Here is a 16,496-nt window from a genome sequence, read left to right on the forward strand (position 1 = left end):
ATGCGATCAATCAACCGTGAAGCCATGGCGATTTCTTTGTGACAAGGCGTCATGAGCTCAGTACACATGACAGGCGCCCGCCTCCTGCCCGTGTCTCTCCTGTAGAGCCGAGCCCGCGCCCGGCTGCCGGCAATCCCGTTTGCCCCGTGAGCCGAGCATGGGCTCGGCTCTACAGGGATTCTTCCTGCGACACCCGGTCGCAGGCCATCGAGCGACGCGCTTGACCAATGTCAAACCGCCCGCCGCCGCGCGGGCGTATTTCTATGCAGGACCCGAACACGCCGGCACTGCCGGCATCCACAAGGACCCTGCGATGAGCTACACCCCCGACAACGCCCAGCTGCTGAACGCCATGCAGAACGTCATGGTGATCTCCACCACCGACCTGCAGGGCAACATCACCTACGCCAATGACCTGTTCTGCACGCTCACCGGCTTCGCCCGCGAGGAACTGATCGGCCAGCCGCACAGCATCGTGCGCCACCCGGACGTGCCCAAGGCCGTCTACAAGGACATGTGGGACACCATCAAGGCCGGCAAGACCTGGACCGGCATCGTGCCCAACCTTGGCAAAGGCGGCGTGCTCTACGTGGTCGACACCACCGTGCAGCCGCTGTTCGACGCCGACGGCAACATCACCTCGTACATCAGCATCCGCCGCGTGGTGAACGACCTGATGCAGAACTACGACCTGGTCGAGTTCAGCAAGGAAAAGTTCGACGACTTCTACGAGGCCGCGTGAACGCTCTCCCGACCAGTACGCCCTTCAGCCGCCTGCTGGTGGGTTTTGCGTCCGAGTCGGGCAACGCCCGCGCCCTGGCCCAGCGCCTGGGCGCGGGCCTGCAGCTGCACGGGCCGCAGGTACTCCCGTTCAACGACATCGACGTGGCCAGTCTCGGCCAAGGCGATGTGCTGCTGGCAATCTCCAGCTCGTTCGGCGATGGCGAACCGCCGGCCAATGGCGAGCAGTTCTTCGAAACACTGCGCCAGACCCCGACGCTGCGCGGCCTGCGCTATGCGGTGTTCGGCCTTGGTGACACCGGCTACCCGAGCTTCTGCGGCTTCACCAAGGCGCTGGATGCTGCATTGAGCGAGCGCCAGGCCCAGCCGCTGCTGCATCGGGTGGACGCCGATCTGGGCTACGAGCAGTTCTTCCAGCAATGGCAGCCGGTGCTGGGCCAGGTGCTGGAGGGTGACCTCAGCGCTGGCCAGCACCTGCACCTGCAGGTCACCGCCTATTGCGAAGACAATGCCTTTGCCGCGCGCATCCTCGAACGCCGCCGCTTGAACAGCAGCGACCCGGCCGCGTGGCACCTGCAACTGGACATTGCCGGCAGTGGCATGGCCTATCGCGCGGGCGACACCCTGCACGTAGTACCCGGGAACGACCCTGCCCTGCTGCAGGCGTTGGCCACCTGGTACGGCGACACCGCCGCCGTGGCCGCCCTGCACGACCGCGAGCTGCGCCTGCTGAGCAAGGGCGTGCTGCGCGAACTGGCCCGGCTGGGCGGTAGTGAGGCACTGAAGGGCCTGCTGAAGGTCAGCCAGAAGCGCGAGCTGGACGCCTACCTGCACGGCCTGGACCTGCTGGACGTGCTGCAGGACCACGCCACGCCGGACAGCGTGCCGCTTGCCCGGCTGCGCGAACTGCTGTCACCGCGGCTGCCGCGTGCCTATTCGATCGCCTCGCACCCGTGCGACGACCAGCTGAGCCTGTGCGTGCGCGAAGTGCGCTACACCCTGCGCGGCCGCGAACGCTTCGGCACTGCCACCGGCAGCCTCCTGCATGGAGGCGACCATGCCCGTGTGTACTGCCGCTCCAACCCCGGCTTCCACCTGCCCGATACCGGCGAGGCACCGCTGCTGCTGGTCGGTACCGGTACCGGCATCGCACCCTTGATGGGCCTGCTGCAGGAACTGCAGGCCAACGCCTGCGAACGCGAAGTGCACCTGGTGTTCGGCGAGAAGCACCGCCAGCACGACTACCTGTACCGTGACCAGCTGCTGGACTGGCGTACGCGTGGCGTGCTGGCCGGCCTGCATACCGCGTTCTCGCGCGATGGCGCCGAAAAGATCTATGTGCAGCATGTGCTGCAGCAGCGCGGCGATGAAGTGCGCGATGTGCTGGCCCGCGGTGGGCATCTGTACCTGTGCGGCAACAAGCGCCACCTGGAAAGCGCGGTGCGCGAGGCCATCGATGCCATCGGCGGCGAAGGCCACTGGGACACGCTGCGCAATGAGGGCCGCACGCACTGTGAATTGTACTGATCCGTTGATCCTGTAGAGCCGAGCCCACGCTCGGCTGCTGTTGGCGTTGTCGCGCAGAGCAGCCGAGCATGGGCTCGGCTCTACAGGTGCAGGTCAACCGTCGACAATGCGGCCGTCCACCACGCGCGCCACCTGCTGGCCGAACATGGCCACATCCTGCGGGTCATGGCTGATCAACAGCAGCGGAATGCCGGTCCTGTCCAGCACGGTCTCCAGCTCCTGGCGCAGATGATGGCGAAGATCATGGTCCAGCGCGGAAAACGGTTCATCCAGCAGCAGCGCCTGCGGCTGTGTCACCAGCGCGCGCGCCAGCGCGGTACGCTGGCGCTGTCCGCCGGAAATCTGTGATGGCAGCAGATCGCCCACCGCGTCGATGCGGAAGGCGTGCAACCACTGTTCCACCGCGTCGAAGCGCTGGCCGATCCGCGGATTCAGCCATCCCTTCTGCAGCCCGAACGCCACGTTCTGGCGCACGCTCAGGTGCGGGAACAACGCGTAATCCTGGAACACGTAGCCCAGCCGACGGCGCTGCGGTGGCAGGTCCACGCCGGTGGCCGTATCGAACAGGGTCTGCCCCTGCAGGCGCACATGGCCCTGGCCTGGCCGCAGCAGTCCGGCCACCGCCTTCAGGGTCAAGCTCTTGCCGGCGCCGGAGGGTCCGAACAGCACCACCTGCCGCTGCGTGCACTGCAGCGATACGTCCAACACGAAATCCTGGCCGGCCGCCTGCAGGCGACGCTGCACCTGCAGGTCAAGCCACATCACGCAGCTCCCGGCGACGTCCGCCCACCAACCGCGCAGCCAGCAACAGGATCACGATGCACACCACCGAGGTCAGGATCACCAGCGCATTGGCCTTGCCGTCCTGACCGGCCTGCACCGCCTCGTAGATGGCGATCGACAACGTCTGCGTCCGGCCCGGAATGCTGCCGGCCACCATCAACGTCGCGCCGAATTCACCCATCGCGCGTGCAAACGCCAGCAACAGGCCGGCAAGAATGCCGCGCCAGGCCAGCGGCAGCGTGACGCGGAAGAACACCGCCGCTTCGGACACACCCAGCGTCCGCGCGGCCTGCTCCAGCTGTCCGTCCACTTCCTCGAACGCCGCGCGTGCCGGCTTGAACACCAGCGGCAGCGAAGCCACCGCCGCCGCAATCACCGCAGCCTGCCAGGTGAACACCAGGTTGATGCCGAACCACGACTGCAGCCACGCGCCGATCGGGCCGTTGCGACCGATCAGCACCAGCAGGTAATACCCCAGCACCGTTGGTGGCAGCACCATCGGCAGGGTCAACAGCGAATCCAGCAGCTCACGGCCGGGAAAGCGCCGACGCGCCAGCAGCGCGCCCAGCGCCACGCCCAGCACCAGGTTGATCGCGGTGGCCCAGCCGGCCACCTTCAGCGACAACCCCAATGCACTCCAGTCCAGATCCATGCGTCAGGGCTTGCCGAATCCGTGCCGGGCCAGGATCGCCTGGCCCTGCGCCGAACGCACAAAGGCGACAAACCGCTTGGCCTCTGCCGGCTGCGCGCTGGCCCTGGTCACCGCCAGCGGATAGGCGATGCGCCCGGACACCGGTACCACGAAGGCACGGCGTACCCGGTCCGGCATGGCCTGCGCGTCAGTGGCATAGACGAAGCCGGCATCCACTTCACCGCGCGCCACGTAATCCAGCGACTGGCGCACGTTCTGCGTGGTGATGATCCGGCCCTGCACCGACGGCCACAGGCCGGCCGCTTCCAGCGCGCCCTTGGCATAGCGGCCGACCGGCACGCTGTCCGGGTTGCCCAGTGCGATGCGTTGCACGCCGGCACCGACCAGGTCCTTCAAGCTGCGCGGCGCGGCCCTGGCCTGCGGCGGCGCCACCACCCACAGCGCGTTCACCGCGAACACCGCGCGGCTGCCGGCCGCCAGCAGGTCCTGCTGCTGGGCCTGGTCCATGGTGGCTTCATCGGCCGACGCGAACACATCCACCGGCGCGCCGCGGCTGATCTGCTGCAGCAGTACGCCAGAGGCGGCGAAGTTGAAATCGACCCTGGTTCCCGGGTGCGTCTTCTCATAGGCCGCACCCAGTTCGCGGAAGCTCTCGGTCAGGCTCGACGCCGCCGACACCGTCAGGTCGGCCGCCCAGGCCGGTACCGTGGCCAGCAGGCCCAGCCACAACAATGCCGCTCGCTTCATGCCCAGCCCCCTGCCTGATCAGTCCAGTCCGGCGTCCCGGGCTACGGCCAGTTCCGCCAGCCGGTCCGGGTCCAGCAACAGCATCTCACGTTGGTTCACCGCAATCACACCGTCGTCGCTCAAGCGGCGCAGTACCCGGCTCACCGTCTCCGGCGCCATCCGCAGGTAGTTGGCGATCTCGGTGCGGGCCATGCTCAGGTTGAAACGGGTGGCGGAGAATCCGCGCCGGGCATAGCGCTCGGAAAGATCCAGCAGGAACGCCGCCATGCGCTCCTCGGTGCGATGGTTGGCGGCCAGCGTGGCGACCTTGCCGATCTCGGCGCTGAGCAGGCTGAACAGCCGCGCCTGCAACCCCGGCATGCGCGTGGCCAGCAGGCTCAATCGCGGAAACGAGATCCGGCACAGGTAGACGGTGTCCAGGGCCACGGCGTTGCAAGGGAAGCGCGCGCCGTGGATGGCATTGAGCCCGATCACCTCGCCCGGCAGGCTGAAACCCAGCACCTGCTCGTTGCCCTGGCTGTCATCGACGAACGTCTTGACCATGCCGGCACGCACCGCGGCGATCGAGTCGAATGGATCGTCGGCACGGAACAGGTAGTCGCCGGCCTGGAACGGGCCGACGTGGTCGACCAGCACATGCAGTTCGCCCAGCGCGGTCTTGTCGTAGCCCTGCGACATGCAGGCGTCGGAGAACGCACAGGTGCTGCAGAAGTGCAGCGCGTCTCCGTCATCGGCCGCTGCCGGATTGGGCGTGGCCGGCCGGGACGCAGAGGGAGCGGAGGGGTTCAGAGGCATTGCAGCGAGGCAGGAACGAAGGCCCTCATCATACGACAGCGCACCGCCCGGCCCTGCGCAACGTGCACCTACTCTGGCGCGGGTTCGGAACGCCGCTGCGGGCCACGCTGCCGCATGCTGTCGCGCACGTCCACGTCGAACTGCAGCTGCAGCATGCTGTCGTCATCCAACGCGATACCGAAGCCCAGCCCATCCCGGCAGGGCAGCCTGCCCGCCAGCGACTCAACGGCCTGGCGAGGCAGTACCAACCGGCAGAATGTCCCGCCATCGAGCAGCACCGCCTGATCGCCGGCATGCAGCGACAGCGCCACGCCCCAGCCACCGCTGCCACCAAAGCGCGTCAGGTTCTCCACTGATTCGCCGGCCAGCAATCCTGCCAGTTCTTCTTCATCCACGCGCAGGCGCATCGATTGCTGTTGCAGCTGGACCTTCATGCTGTGATGGACTCCCATTCCGACGGGGTGTTGCAGTTGAGCAGCAACGCCTGATCCTCCGGCGCCAGTGGCATCCGTGTCACGCCCAGGCGTTCCTGCAGGGCGCGCAGTGAACGGCGCGCCGTCGGATCATCGATCAAGGCCTGCAGCACGCGGCGGCAATGATCATCGATCTGCAACCGCATCGGCAACGGTTCATCGTCGAATACCGTGCAGGCACGCCCTTGATCGGCCTGCAGCCGCTGCAACAGCGCGGGTGTCACCCGCGGCGTATCGACCGGCACCACCCAGGCGGGGCCGTCTGGCATCTGCATCGCCACACTGTAGAGGCCGCCCAGCGGGCCGCAGCGTGCGACCCGGTCCGGGATGCCACCAAAAGCTGGGTAGTCGCCGCTCACCCATACCCTCCCGGCGCCGGCCTGCAGCAGCAGGCCGCGCATGTGTTCCAGCAGCGTGCGGCCGTGCCAGGGCAGCAGCGCCTTGTCGCGGCCCATCCGACTGGACAGGCCGCCGGCCAGCACGATGCCATCAATGGGGATGTTCGTGATCGTGCGCATGGTCATGGCCGGGTTCGCCGTCCGCATGGCACAGGCTGCAACCCTCGCTCCACGCGCTGTCGCCGTCCTCGTAATGCTCCTGCTTCCAGATCGGGCACTGGTGCTTGACCACTTCAATCAACTGCCGGCAGGCGCGGAACGCCTCGTCACGGTGCGGGCTGCCGGCGGCCACCACCACCGCCACATCGCCGATGCCAAGCCGGCCCTTGGCATGCGCTACATACAGTTTCAGCTTCGGACCGAACGTGGCTTCGACCTGGGCGGCCAGGCGCTTGAATTCGTTCAGCACCAGCGGTTCGAACAGATCGTAGGTGATCCCGGTCACCCGCCGGCCCACGTTGACGTCGCGCACCTTGCCGATGAACACATCGATGCCGCCGAAGCCCGTATCGGAAACCGCCGCGATGCCCTCGGCCGGATCGATTGCCGCCTGCGCGCGGTCCACGACCTTGGCGATGATCGTCTCGCTCATCGCTCAGCCCCCGCTCACCGGCGGCAGGATCGCCACCCGGCCATCGTCGGGCAGCGCCTCGTGGTCGCGCAGCACGCGTTGCTGGTCGGCGAATGCCGAGTAATCCAGCAAGCCGGCACGGAAACCCGGCCAACGCAGCGGCAGCAGCTCGCGCAGCGCCTGGCGCAGATCGGCCACGGTGCCACCGGCTACATCCACGGCGATCTCGCGGCTGGCATCCAGATCGGAAAACGCACCGAACAATTGCAGATTCACCTGTCTCATCACGGCTCCTGGCTCGCCAGCTGCACAGGGTCCTGATGACCCCAGCCCTGCACGCGCACTGGCGTGCCGGCAGGGGCGAGACCGCCCTCGCCGTCCAGCACCACCCAGGCGTTGGCCTGCAGCATGGACATCAAACGGAACGACTCCTGCCCAGCCAGCACGCGCGCACTCAGGCGGCCCTGCGCGTCCACTTCCACCCGGGCCCGCGCATGGAAGCGCAGGCCCGGCGGCGTGCGCACGTCGGCCTGCAGCGGCAACATCAGCACCTGCTCCGGTGCCAGCCCCAGCAGGCGGCGCAGCACCGGCTCGACAAAGAAGCGCTGGCCCACCGCAGCCGACACCGGGTTGCCCGGCAGGCCGAAATACAGCGCGCCATTGGGCAGCACCGCGAACAGCAACGGCTTGCCGGGGCGGATCGCCACCTTGTGGAACACGATGCGCGCACCCCGGCCGCGCAGCGCGTCGGGAATGAAATCGTAGCGGCCGGCCGACACCGCGCCGGTGCTGATCAACAGCTGCGCACCCGCGTCCAGTGCTTGATCCAGTACGGCATTGAAGGCGGCCACCTCATCGCCCACCGTGCCCTGCCAGACCACCTCGGCACCGGCGGCCTGCAGGCGGCCGACCAGGTACGGCCGGTTGCTGTCACGGATCTGCCCGGATGCCAGCGTCTGCGCCGCCTCGGTCACCAGCTCCTTGCCGGTGGCAATCACCGCCGCCTTCGGCCGTGCCACCACCGCCACCTGAGCCACGCCGATGGCATGCAGCAAGGTGCGCGCGTTGATGTCCAGCACCTGCCCGGACTGCAGCACGCGCTCGCCGTCGCTCACATCCTCGCCACGCAGGCGCACGTTCTGGCCCGGCTTCACCGATGCCTTCAGGGCGATGCGGGTCGGGCGTCCATCTTCGCTGGTGAGGATCTCGACGTTCTCGACCGGCACCACCGTATCCAGCCCGACCGGCATGCGCGCGCCGGTCATGATCTCCCAGGCGCCCTCGCCGCCGTCGGCACCGGCATCGCCGGCCGCCTGCCAGCCCTGCACCGCGAATTCGGTACCGGCCTCGAACGCCGTACCGTTGGCGCGCAGCGCGAAGCCGTCCATCGCCGAATTGTCGAACGGCGGCAGCGACTGCGCGCTGTGGATGTCACGGGCCAGGGTACGGCCGCCGGCCTCATGCAGCGGCAGGCGCTCGGCCGGCAGCGGCGTGGCCGCGTCCAGCAGGTGCTGCAAGGCCTCGCTGTAGGCAATCATCAGTGGCCACCACCCTCGACCATCGCCAGGGCGTGGCCCAGCACCGGCGCCAGGATGTCCAGGCACTGTGCCGCCGCCTTGGGGCTGCCCGGCAATGCAAACACCAGCATGTTGCCCAGCTGCACCACCTCGGCGCGGCTCAGCCAGGCCATCGGCGTGTGCTGCGCACTCAGGGCCCGCACCATCTGCGCCAGGCCATGCACCGGCCGCGCATTCAAGGAACGCAGCGCCTCCGGGGTCAGGTCACGCGGGCCCAGCCCGGTACCCCCGGTACACAGGCACAGGCGCACGCCCTCGGCAGCCAACGCCTGCAGGCGGCCCGCCAACGGCTCGATGCCATCGGGCAGCACTTCGGCGGCCACCACCTCGCCCCCCAGCTTCTTCAGCCCGGTCACCAGGGTCGGGCCAGAGGCATCCTCATAGGTGCCTTCGCTGGCGCGATCGCTCAGCGTGATCACCGCGCAGGCCGCGCCTTCCAGGCCCTTCGGCGCACGCGGCTTGAACCGCTCACGCTCGGCCTCGTCCATGCCGTCCGGGTGCAGCCAGACACCGCGCTTGCCGCCCTCCTTGAACAGCAGGCGGATGCCTTCGATCCGCAGGGCCGGTTCCACCGGCTTGCTCAGGTCGTACAGGGTCAGCAGCGCCGCGTTGACGCCGGCCAGTGCCTCCATCTCCACGCCGGTGCGCGCCTCGCTGGCGCACTCGCACCACACGCGGATCGCCTGCCGTTCCGGCACCGGCGCGCAGAACACCTGCACCAGTTCCAGCGGCAGCGGATGGCACAGCGGCATCAGCATCGACGCCATCTTGGCGCCCTGCAGGCCGGCAATCTCGGCCATCACCAGCGCATCGCCCTTTGGCAGGCGGCGCTCGACGATCAGCGGATAGGCCACTGGACCGGCATGCAGCTCGCCCACCGCCACCGCACGGCGGCGACTGATGCGCTTGTTGCGCACATCGGCCATGTGGAAGGCCGCGTTCAATTCCCCACTCATCGTGTTGCTCATCCTCCGATGGAGGCCAGGTGCGGGGTCAGCCCGGTCTGGCCCTGGTGCAGTCCATGCCCGGCCGCTTTCAGGCCAAGCTGGGTGGTGATGCGTGCCAGCAGCGCGTCGTGGTCCTCATCGCGCTGCAGCAGCGGGCGCAGCGGCACGCCGAACTCGCCAAACAGGCACAGCCGCAGGTCGCCCTTGGCGGTCACCCGCAGGCGGTTGCAGCCCTTGCAGAAGTCACGCGAATACGGGGCGATGATGCCGATGCTGCCGCGATGGTCGGGGTGGCCGAACTCGCGCGCCGGGCCAGCATCGGCCGCGCGCGGACGCTCGTGCCAGCCCGCGGCCAGCAGCTGCTCGACCACCACGTCGGCGCGCAGGTGGTAGCGCTGGAAATAGGCTTCGTTGTCGCCGGTGCGCATCAGCTCGATGAAACGCACGCTGAAGGGGCGGTCACGCAGGTAGTCCATCCACTGCGGCAGCTCGTCGTCATTCAGGCCCCGCAGCAGTACCGCGTTGAGCTTGATCGTCGGCAGGCCCAACGCCTGCGCCAGCGCCAGGCCCTGCTGGATCTCCGGCAGGCGGTCGTGCCCGGTGATGGTGTGGAAACGCTCGCGTTGCAGGCTGTCCATGCTCACGTTCAGCGCGGTCAGGCCGGCCCGGTGCCAGCCCGGCAGGCGCCGCGGCAGCAGCGTGCCATTGGTGGTGATGGCCACCTTGCGGATGCCCGGCACCGCCGCCACGGTGGCGATGATCTCGTCCAGATCCTTGCGCAGGCTGGGCTCGCCACCGGTCAGGCGGATCTTGCTCATCCCCAGCGCCGCAAAGGCCCGCACCAGGCGGCCGATCTCATCCACCTGCAGGAAACGCGGGTGGCCATCGGCCTGGTAACCGTCGGGCAGGCAGTAGCTGCACCGGAAGTTGCAGGCTTCGGTGAGCGACAAGCGCAGGTACGGAAAGCTGCGTCCGAAGCTGTCGGTGAGTTGGCTCATGGCTGTTCCGCCTCCTGGTACCACCCTGCAGCCCTGCCCCTGAACGGGTTGTCGACCCCAACCCGCAGAGTGCGCTGGGGCGTTGAAAGCGTCAACCCGTGAGCCACGCAGCCTGAATTGGCACCGCCTGTCGCGATAGGCCCTCCGCGCCCGTCCCGTTCGCCGTGACAACCTCGACACCTGTCGCAGATTGCACGCTGCGGGCGGATCACTACGCCAGCCAGCACCGGCGGGGCTTAACAGCGTAGGACAATGTCAAAAGCGTCTCCAATCGAGTGATGTTTGCAACTCTTCTGATTGGCATTGCACAGCGCCAGGGGCTCAGATGGCGTGCCACCGCAAAAGGGTGGCCGGGCTTCGAATCCCGTGTTGGCCTTGAGTAAGTGCGCTTGCCAGCCGGCGTCACCATGCGTGGCGCCGGCTGGCAATCCGTCTGCCGGCTATGGCGGGCGGTGCGTTGGGGGCGTTCGCGCCCGCCGGCTTGAGGCCAACCCGGATTCGAACCACGTACCGCCCGCCACCTTTCGGGTGGCGGCTACCGATTGCCCTGCACGGAGCCTTGCCATGAACGAATCGGACCTCCCGCATCTGCACGCCTACCGCAGCACCGCCGGCGACGACGGTTCGCCTCCGGCTGCGCCAACAGTGGACAGGAACACCTTCATTGCCAATCTCCACCGCATCGGCTCCGGTGCGGCGGCCGACGGACAACCCTGGCCGGAGCGTCACCAGCTGCCCGGCCGCTGCCTGGCCCTGGCCGACGCCGATTGCGCGTTGACTGGGTTGCGGGTGGTGCTGGAAATGCTGCTGGCAGCCGAACGCACCCGGCAGAACGGCGAACCCGGGCAGTACGTGGGCGACCGGGTGATGGAGGGGTTGGTCATGGCTTGCCAGTCGCTGTGCGCGCAGGCGGTGGGGCGGTTGCAGGTGGGTGAGCAGTAGCCTCTATCGATGTCGCGCCTGCCCTCTTTTCGCCCCGGCGTTCGCCCGCTCAAATGCGACGCCCTTCGCCTTACTCACCCTGTGACGGCCGCTCCAGACTGGCGCGCGCCACCATTCTTCTGACGACACGACCATGCTGGCAAGGGTGATCAGGGCAATTGAATCACTCGCACTTTCAGAGCTGTGCAGACGGAGGCATCAGAAACCAATGCAGAATTTCAAAAGCACCTTGACGTTGCTCGTGGCCGCCGGTTGCTGCGTGGCCCCAGACATGGCGCACGCGTTCCAGCTGATCAGAGAAGAGGCAGATATCAGGCTTGTGGATGGCACACCCGCGATCTGCATCCCGGAAAAAGCGAAGGGCTCGTTCCCAGTGGCCAACCTGCTACTGCTGGAGTACTACACGCTCGAATCCGAAAGCTGGGCCATCCGCCTGAAGGACGATGCCAAGCCAATGAAGCTAAAGCCTGGCAACTGCATTGCATACGGCTCAATACCAGACGGCTACGAGCGGGATGGGCCCGACAACAGGGAGAATTTTCAACTGAAATTGAACACAACCTACTACTTTCAAGCAATTCGACAAATTCCAAATCTCTGGTATCTGCGTACCGCAATCTATGAAGCCACATTCTGTCTCAAGACAGATGCCGATGGAGCCCTCAGCATTCAGAAGAAATCAGCATGCCCCGACTTCAGCCGATGAAACTTCCCATCCCCGCAACAATCCTCTCCCTCCTGCTTCTGAGCAGCTGCGGCCACACCCCGGACCGGGAGTTACCGGACCGAAGCCTATCTCCCAGCACCGACGCAGGCGTGGTCAATGTGGCCATCAAAGTCCCTACTGAGCTCGAAACGATGGACGTGCGAGTCGTGTACCGTTCAAAGACTTGCACCATCACCAGCTACTCTGCCTCCGGAATTCCGTATGATCGAGATGGCTATCAGCGGATGGACTTGAAGCCCATCCAGCAGCGAGAGAGCAGACTGTTCGAGGCCAAAGTGCCGGTGAATGGAGGTGGCACCTGCAACTGGCAACTGAGCAATATCACCTTCGGCGCGGAGTACAAAGACACCTCCGCGTTTGGCGAGGGCATTCGATCCGGCCGTCCCGCCGGCATGATTGTCTTTTTTGATGACAACAATTCGCCCAACGGCCGCTGGGGTATCAAAGTCGACGGAGATCTGACAGTTGTGCGGGACTACTACCCATGGCTCAGTGAAAGGTTCCTTGGAGGCCATACAAAGTCAATGAGCCTGATCACGAACGGGGATTACCACCTAACTTACAAGGCACCTGATGCCCGCAATGTCCATTTCGAACCCATCCTACATTCGCAGTTTCTCACGCGATCCGTGGGACCTAAAGTCAAAGCCAAAGGCAACAGGACGATCTTCTACTATCCGGATGGCAGCAATTCGTTCGAAGCTTACAGCTGGCCGAATCACTCGAAACTGCAGGCAATCCGGATGGCAGCCGAAGCGCAGCGCCAGGCCCTGTCCGAGTCCGAAGGGTGAATCCCATGCGCAGCGCCCTTCAGCGAGGATCGCCTTCAGCAGGCGTCAGTGCTCGCTGAAAGCGCTCCTCAGATCGACGCCGATGATCGGCGAGAAGTCCACCTTGCACAGCTCCAGCTCGAAGAGCTGATCGTGATTGTCCAGGCACAGGGTGACTCTCACCGGCACGCCGTCGGCATCGGCAAGCATCGCCGTGGCAATGTCGCTTCCGAAGACCTGGGTCGTGCTGGACAGGAACACCACGCCCCCGAATCCGACAACCTCCACGTCCTCCACCTGGGCGAGCGCCAGATCCTTCAACAACCGTTCGGACAGCTCGGTCGTCTCGGGCAGCAGCCTGTGGATGAGGGAGACCTTGTCGGGGGTGAGGAATCTGGGCACGGAATGTCCTTCAGAGCACTGCACCCGCCATCGGCAGATGCTCGATCAGCCATGTCCTGGCGTAGATAAGAATTACGCTTCCGGTCGAGGTGGTCTCGATACGGAAACACTTCAGGCCGGACAACGGATAGCCGACCGCCTTCCAACGATCAAGAAGATGAGCAAGCCCCGGCTCGTCGTCCTCGACCCTGGCGAACTCTATTCCCTCCTCCCCCAGTACGCCGAAGTTCATGAGCGCCGAGCACCCGTAGGCTTCCGAGAAGCAGACGGTTGCCTGCCGGCCGTCCGGCCAGCGCACGTGGACCTTTACCTCGTCGCATACGCCAGGTTTGCTCCTATCAATGTTGATGGCCAGCAACGTGGCGTCACACCATTCGAGCGCGTTGAAATCTTTCATCTACTGGAATTCCCCAAACCCATACAACAGAACGACCGAATCACCGCCGCCATCATTGCTGCGGCGTGTACGGGGAATTTCTTCAGCCTCGCAACGCCCTACTTCACGCAAGACGACTTCAACGCGTGCCTAGCCTGTGCTGATCCAACATTGGCCGACACCAGTTGATCGACGAGTTGACAAGAGATTCTCTGTTCCCCGTGCATAGGGACGACAAACAGATCCCCATTGTCCCTCGTTGTGTCCAACGCAACCCAAACCCTCGCTTGCGCGTCTACAGAGAACCCGGCGAGCAGATGCCCGCCCCCTTCTTCATAGATCAGGTCGCCAACCGGCTGGCGTCTGTACTCCAGCTCGGCGCTTTGCAAAGCGGCATAAACCGGCTTCTCGCCCAGCTCACCTCGTTGGAGTTTGCGAAATGAAAACAGCGCCGCACCTGTGAGAAGGATGAAGAGCAACACGTAAATGAATCTCATGGACTAGATTCCCGATCAGAGCTCTGGGATGCGCGAGGACGATCGCCGGTCACCGCTCCTGAAGCTCCCCAAGATTGAGATCCCGGGCATATGACCGCCGACTACTGATCTGTACTTCTTTGGATGCGAACCTCCGGCCATCCCTGCATTCGACGGCGAATTGGTAGCTTCTGGGTTCCGGCCCTGCAACGACCATCATGGGGACCGAGAATGTGCTTCCAACCGGTTTCGACGAAACTACACCTTCGTCCTCCCCGAGCATACTCAGCTCACAATCTAGAGCGCGAACGTCACCCTGACCTGGCGGCACGCTTCCCGAGACGCGCACGATCATATCGCACAGCCGGCCAGAACCAGACCGGCAACGACAGCGGCGGCATACCTCACCTTCGGCATCCCCGAATTCTCAGTACGCACTGCGACGTCTACGCCGATAGCCATTCAGGGATGCATCAATCTCATCAATAGATACCCGCCATGATACGAATGTAGTCGTCGAGCGAATCCACCCGCCGATCGACTGCAATACCACGCTTTTTTGCGAGCGATTGAAGCTCGAATATCAACACCCCATACCCCGAGTCCCAGCCATGAGCTTCACCAGGCGACAGTTCCTTCGAAAATCGATCTCCAGGACGGAGCCTCCCGGAGGGCAAACGAAGCTCGTCTGCAACATGCTCCAGCAGCTCCACTACGGTTTCCTGATCCAGACCACTCTCCGCATAGTATTGGTCATAGAAGCCAGTTGGCGACAGCACGCCTCTTTCTCTCAGGCATTCTTTCATGTCCATTCGCCTCCATCCACCACCTGCGCTGCAGCCACAATAGACCATGGAGCCGATATCCCATAGGTCCTCCCGCACAGTCGTCACCGCGGCCCAGCAATCTTCCTGCCGAACGCCTGGGTGCTTGAAGCTTGCCGGACCATCCGATCTTCTTACACGGCCCTCCCATTCGTGAACACGGACAAGTGGCAAGGTCGATTTGACACATACCCGAACCCACACGACGCTCGGCCGGAAAGTGCCGAATCAGGCACCGGGAAAGGAGATCGCCACGTGCCACTCACGCATTTCGCTTACTAGGTGAGACCGCCCAGCCACCTATAACTTTATTCCGCTGTAAACAAGGCCCAGCTCTTCATCGCGCATGACCCAGCGGCCAGCATTTCCCTCCGGACACAGATAGAACTTGCCGCCATAGCTTGACGCTCGCGACCACGCGTTGCGGGCAAACGGAGGAAATCTCCGCATGACTCGCGCGTCGGACATCTCCAGCCTGCTCACCAGCCTACATTCTTCGGGCAAAGCAAGAACCCCGCTGGTCAGGCGGAAAACCAGCCACGATTCATTTGTGTCCATGTCGTGCGACTCGCGTATGTTGACTGCGTCCTCAGGCAACCATGAAGGCAACCATTTCGATTCACCGATTGCTTGTCTTGAGACGGCTTGATTGCGGTCTGCATACTCGGTGCTGGCAACTTCCATGCAACCAGAAAGTGCGATTGACAGCGTCACGATTTGGAGCAGCTTGGAAGCGTACATCTGAGGCATCCGAGTCATCAGCAAGGGAAGTTTCCACCGGGTCGATAGCTCCCGCACATCTGCGAGCAACTCCGCGTACGGCTCATTTGTCCAGATGATCGTCCGAGGCGGTTTGCCAGCTGATCCGCAGCGAAGTCAGCGGCGGAGTCGCCCTTGATGTTTTGATCGAACCACTCGCGCCCGTTGCTTATGCACTGAGCAGCAGCTGATCCGCCCATACCCTTCTGTGCAGCCTCGCAGTTCGCCATGCAGTGGAAGTACTTATCCTGGCCAACCCATCCGTTATGAGACCCACCAACCACGTGTGTGGCTGACCATTGATTGGCATACTGCCCGCCGAAGTCGCTGGCTCCCGCGACAAATGCCCCCGGAAAGCCAAGAGCTTCCAATGTCCTATTCACGTAATAGCGCCAATCGACCGTATATGCGCCAGTTTCTGTCACAGTCACTCCAGGCTGGGAGTCTTTCAGACCCAGTGGATCAACGTGCGAAATTGTATTGCCGATTGCATAGGTATAGGTGCTAACACCTCCACCAAGCCCAATTGGATCACTCTGCGAATACCGCCCCGCCGCCGGGTCGTATTCCCGCTGGTAGTTGTAGAGCATCCCACTCGCAGCCGTCGCCTGCTGGCCTGGGAAGCGCAGCGCAAGCCCAAACGCCACACCATCGCCATCCGGGTCAGCCCTCGGAATCTGGTTGCCGAACACTTCGCTCTTGTTGCTCCACTCCCAGATCGAGACATTCCGTACCGGATCGATCACCACGCGCGGCATGCCCAGATGATCTGGTTGGACGTAGGCCAGCTCCGGCACGCCGGTAGCCGGCGTGTTCATCAGTGCCACCGGGTAGTTGTCCAGCCAGATGGCCTGCTGCTGCGCTTGGTCCGTGGCCGAGTAGTTGCCCAGCCACTGCCCTGCTTCGTCGTACAGGGTGATCAGTGCTGCGCCACCGGCCGGGGTCCGCAGAACGCGTTCACCGCGGTGGTTGTAACCGTAGCTTTCCAGTACGGCATTGCCCTGCTTCACC

22 protein-coding genes are annotated in these 16,496 nt (G+C 64.6%); 5 read left to right on the forward strand and 17 right to left on the reverse strand.

The features are described from left to right. Positions 1 to 313 precede the first annotated feature (313 nt). Together AC5P56_RS11430 and AC5P56_RS11435 are read left to right on the forward strand one after the other, a co-directional pair. Positions 314 to 742, forward strand: a complete 429-nt coding sequence (locus tag AC5P56_RS11430; RefSeq protein WP_005409905.1) for a PAS domain-containing protein — start codon at positions 314 to 316, stop codon at positions 740 to 742. Beyond that, positions 739 to 2,268, forward strand: a complete 1,530-nt coding sequence (locus AC5P56_RS11435) for a diflavin oxidoreductase (RefSeq protein WP_288495958.1) — start codon at positions 739 to 741, stop codon at positions 2,266 to 2,268. The genes AC5P56_RS11430 and AC5P56_RS11435 overlap by 4 nt, the downstream gene beginning before the upstream one ends. A 93-nt stretch (positions 2,269 to 2,361) precedes the next feature. On the opposite strand, the gene AC5P56_RS11440 is transcribed toward AC5P56_RS11435, so the two are convergent. The 11 genes from AC5P56_RS11440 to moaA form a co-directional block, all read right to left on the reverse strand. Continuing rightward, positions 2,362 to 3,030 (reverse strand): sulfate/molybdate ABC transporter ATP-binding protein, encoded by a 669-nt coding sequence (locus AC5P56_RS11440; RefSeq protein WP_126412424.1) that lies wholly within the window; start codon positions 3,028 to 3,030, stop codon positions 2,362 to 2,364. Further along, positions 3,020 to 3,703, reverse strand: coding sequence for a molybdate ABC transporter permease subunit (gene modB / locus AC5P56_RS11445; protein ID WP_005409908.1), 684 nt, complete (start codon positions 3,701 to 3,703; stop codon positions 3,020 to 3,022). Before modB ends, AC5P56_RS11440 begins: the two co-directional genes overlap by 11 nt. 3 nt (positions 3,704 to 3,706) lie before the next feature. Further along, positions 3,707 to 4,450 (reverse strand): molybdate ABC transporter substrate-binding protein, encoded by a 744-nt coding sequence (gene modA, locus AC5P56_RS11450; protein ID WP_288495954.1) that lies wholly within the window; start codon positions 4,448 to 4,450, stop codon positions 3,707 to 3,709. A gap of 18 nt (positions 4,451 to 4,468) precedes the next feature. After that, entirely contained in the window at positions 4,469 to 5,245 is a 777-nt protein-coding gene (locus AC5P56_RS11455; protein ID WP_134808965.1) for a helix-turn-helix domain-containing protein, read from the reverse strand. Positions 5,246 to 5,313: 68 nt separating this feature from the next. After that, on the reverse strand, positions 5,314 to 5,679 hold the full coding sequence (locus AC5P56_RS11460; protein ID WP_014647390.1) for a hypothetical protein: 366 nt from the start codon (positions 5,677 to 5,679) through the stop codon (positions 5,314 to 5,316). After that, positions 5,676 to 6,242: a molybdenum cofactor guanylyltransferase gene (gene mobA, locus AC5P56_RS11465; RefSeq protein ID WP_075075753.1), complete on the reverse strand. Its 567-nt coding sequence runs from the start codon at positions 6,240 to 6,242 to the stop codon at positions 5,676 to 5,678. Before mobA ends, AC5P56_RS11460 begins: the two co-directional genes overlap by 4 nt. After that, positions 6,208 to 6,708, reverse strand: a complete 501-nt coding sequence (locus AC5P56_RS11470; protein WP_288495950.1) for a molybdenum cofactor biosynthesis protein MoaE — start codon at positions 6,706 to 6,708, stop codon at positions 6,208 to 6,210. The genes mobA and AC5P56_RS11470 overlap by 35 nt, the downstream gene beginning before the upstream one ends. Positions 6,709 to 6,711: 3 nt before the next feature. Then, entirely contained in the window at positions 6,712 to 6,972 is a 261-nt protein-coding gene (locus tag AC5P56_RS11475; protein WP_005409914.1) for a MoaD/ThiS family protein, read from the reverse strand. Next, positions 6,972 to 8,225: a molybdopterin molybdotransferase MoeA gene (locus AC5P56_RS11480; protein WP_288495947.1), complete on the reverse strand. Its 1,254-nt coding sequence runs from the start codon at positions 8,223 to 8,225 to the stop codon at positions 6,972 to 6,974. The genes AC5P56_RS11475 and AC5P56_RS11480 overlap by 1 nt, the downstream gene beginning before the upstream one ends. After that, on the reverse strand, positions 8,225 to 9,220 hold the full coding sequence (gene moaCB / locus AC5P56_RS11485; protein WP_445391728.1) for a bifunctional molybdenum cofactor biosynthesis protein MoaC/MoaB: 996 nt from the start codon (positions 9,218 to 9,220) through the stop codon (positions 8,225 to 8,227). The genes AC5P56_RS11480 and moaCB overlap by 1 nt, the downstream gene beginning before the upstream one ends. 8 nt (positions 9,221 to 9,228) lie before the next feature. After that, entirely contained in the window at positions 9,229 to 10,209 is a 981-nt protein-coding gene (moaA, locus tag AC5P56_RS11490) for a GTP 3',8-cyclase MoaA (RefSeq protein ID WP_288495944.1), read from the reverse strand. A 564-nt stretch (positions 10,210 to 10,773) separates the two neighbouring features. Here moaA and AC5P56_RS11495 point away from each other — a divergent pair. The 3 genes from AC5P56_RS11495 to AC5P56_RS11505 all read left to right on the forward strand — a co-directional run bounded on the left by AC5P56_RS11495 (position 10,774) and on the right by AC5P56_RS11505 (position 12,669). After that, entirely contained in the window at positions 10,774 to 11,151 is a 378-nt protein-coding gene (locus AC5P56_RS11495; RefSeq protein ID WP_134808971.1) for a hypothetical protein, read from the forward strand. Between the two features lie 208 nt (positions 11,152 to 11,359). After that, positions 11,360 to 11,857: a hypothetical protein gene (locus tag AC5P56_RS11500; RefSeq protein WP_241886930.1), complete on the forward strand. Its 498-nt coding sequence runs from the start codon at positions 11,360 to 11,362 to the stop codon at positions 11,855 to 11,857. Beyond that, entirely contained in the window at positions 11,854 to 12,669 is an 816-nt protein-coding gene (locus AC5P56_RS11505) for a hypothetical protein (protein WP_288495939.1), read from the forward strand. The genes AC5P56_RS11500 and AC5P56_RS11505 overlap by 4 nt, the downstream gene beginning before the upstream one ends. Positions 12,670 to 12,714: 45 nt before the next feature. On the opposite strand, the gene AC5P56_RS11510 is transcribed toward AC5P56_RS11505, so the two are convergent. The 6 genes from AC5P56_RS11510 to AC5P56_RS11535 all read right to left on the reverse strand — a co-directional run. Continuing rightward, entirely contained in the window at positions 12,715 to 13,050 is a 336-nt protein-coding gene (locus AC5P56_RS11510) for a DUF6984 family protein (RefSeq protein WP_288495937.1), read from the reverse strand. A gap of 10 nt (positions 13,051 to 13,060) precedes the next feature. Next, entirely contained in the window at positions 13,061 to 13,447 is a 387-nt protein-coding gene (locus AC5P56_RS11515; protein ID WP_495231659.1) for a hypothetical protein, read from the reverse strand. 98 nt (positions 13,448 to 13,545) lie between these two features. Beyond that, positions 13,546 to 13,923 (reverse strand): hypothetical protein, encoded by a 378-nt coding sequence (locus AC5P56_RS11520; protein WP_049439435.1) that lies wholly within the window; start codon positions 13,921 to 13,923, stop codon positions 13,546 to 13,548. 461 nt (positions 13,924 to 14,384) lie between these two features. Next, complete coding sequence (locus tag AC5P56_RS11525) at positions 14,385 to 14,708, reverse strand: hypothetical protein (protein ID WP_126412432.1); 324 nt, start codon at positions 14,706 to 14,708, stop codon at positions 14,385 to 14,387. 318 nt (positions 14,709 to 15,026) lie between these two features. Next, complete coding sequence (locus AC5P56_RS11530) at positions 15,027 to 15,467, reverse strand: YbbD-related protein (protein ID WP_136191783.1); 441 nt, start codon at positions 15,465 to 15,467, stop codon at positions 15,027 to 15,029. Between the two features lie 17 nt (positions 15,468 to 15,484). Next, positions 15,485 to 16,496 (reverse strand): RHS repeat-associated core domain-containing protein (locus AC5P56_RS11535; protein ID WP_495231660.1); only part of this gene is annotated, 1,012 nt, incomplete at its 5' end.

This window comes from Stenotrophomonas sp. YJH_SMC_131, assembly GCF_059367975.1.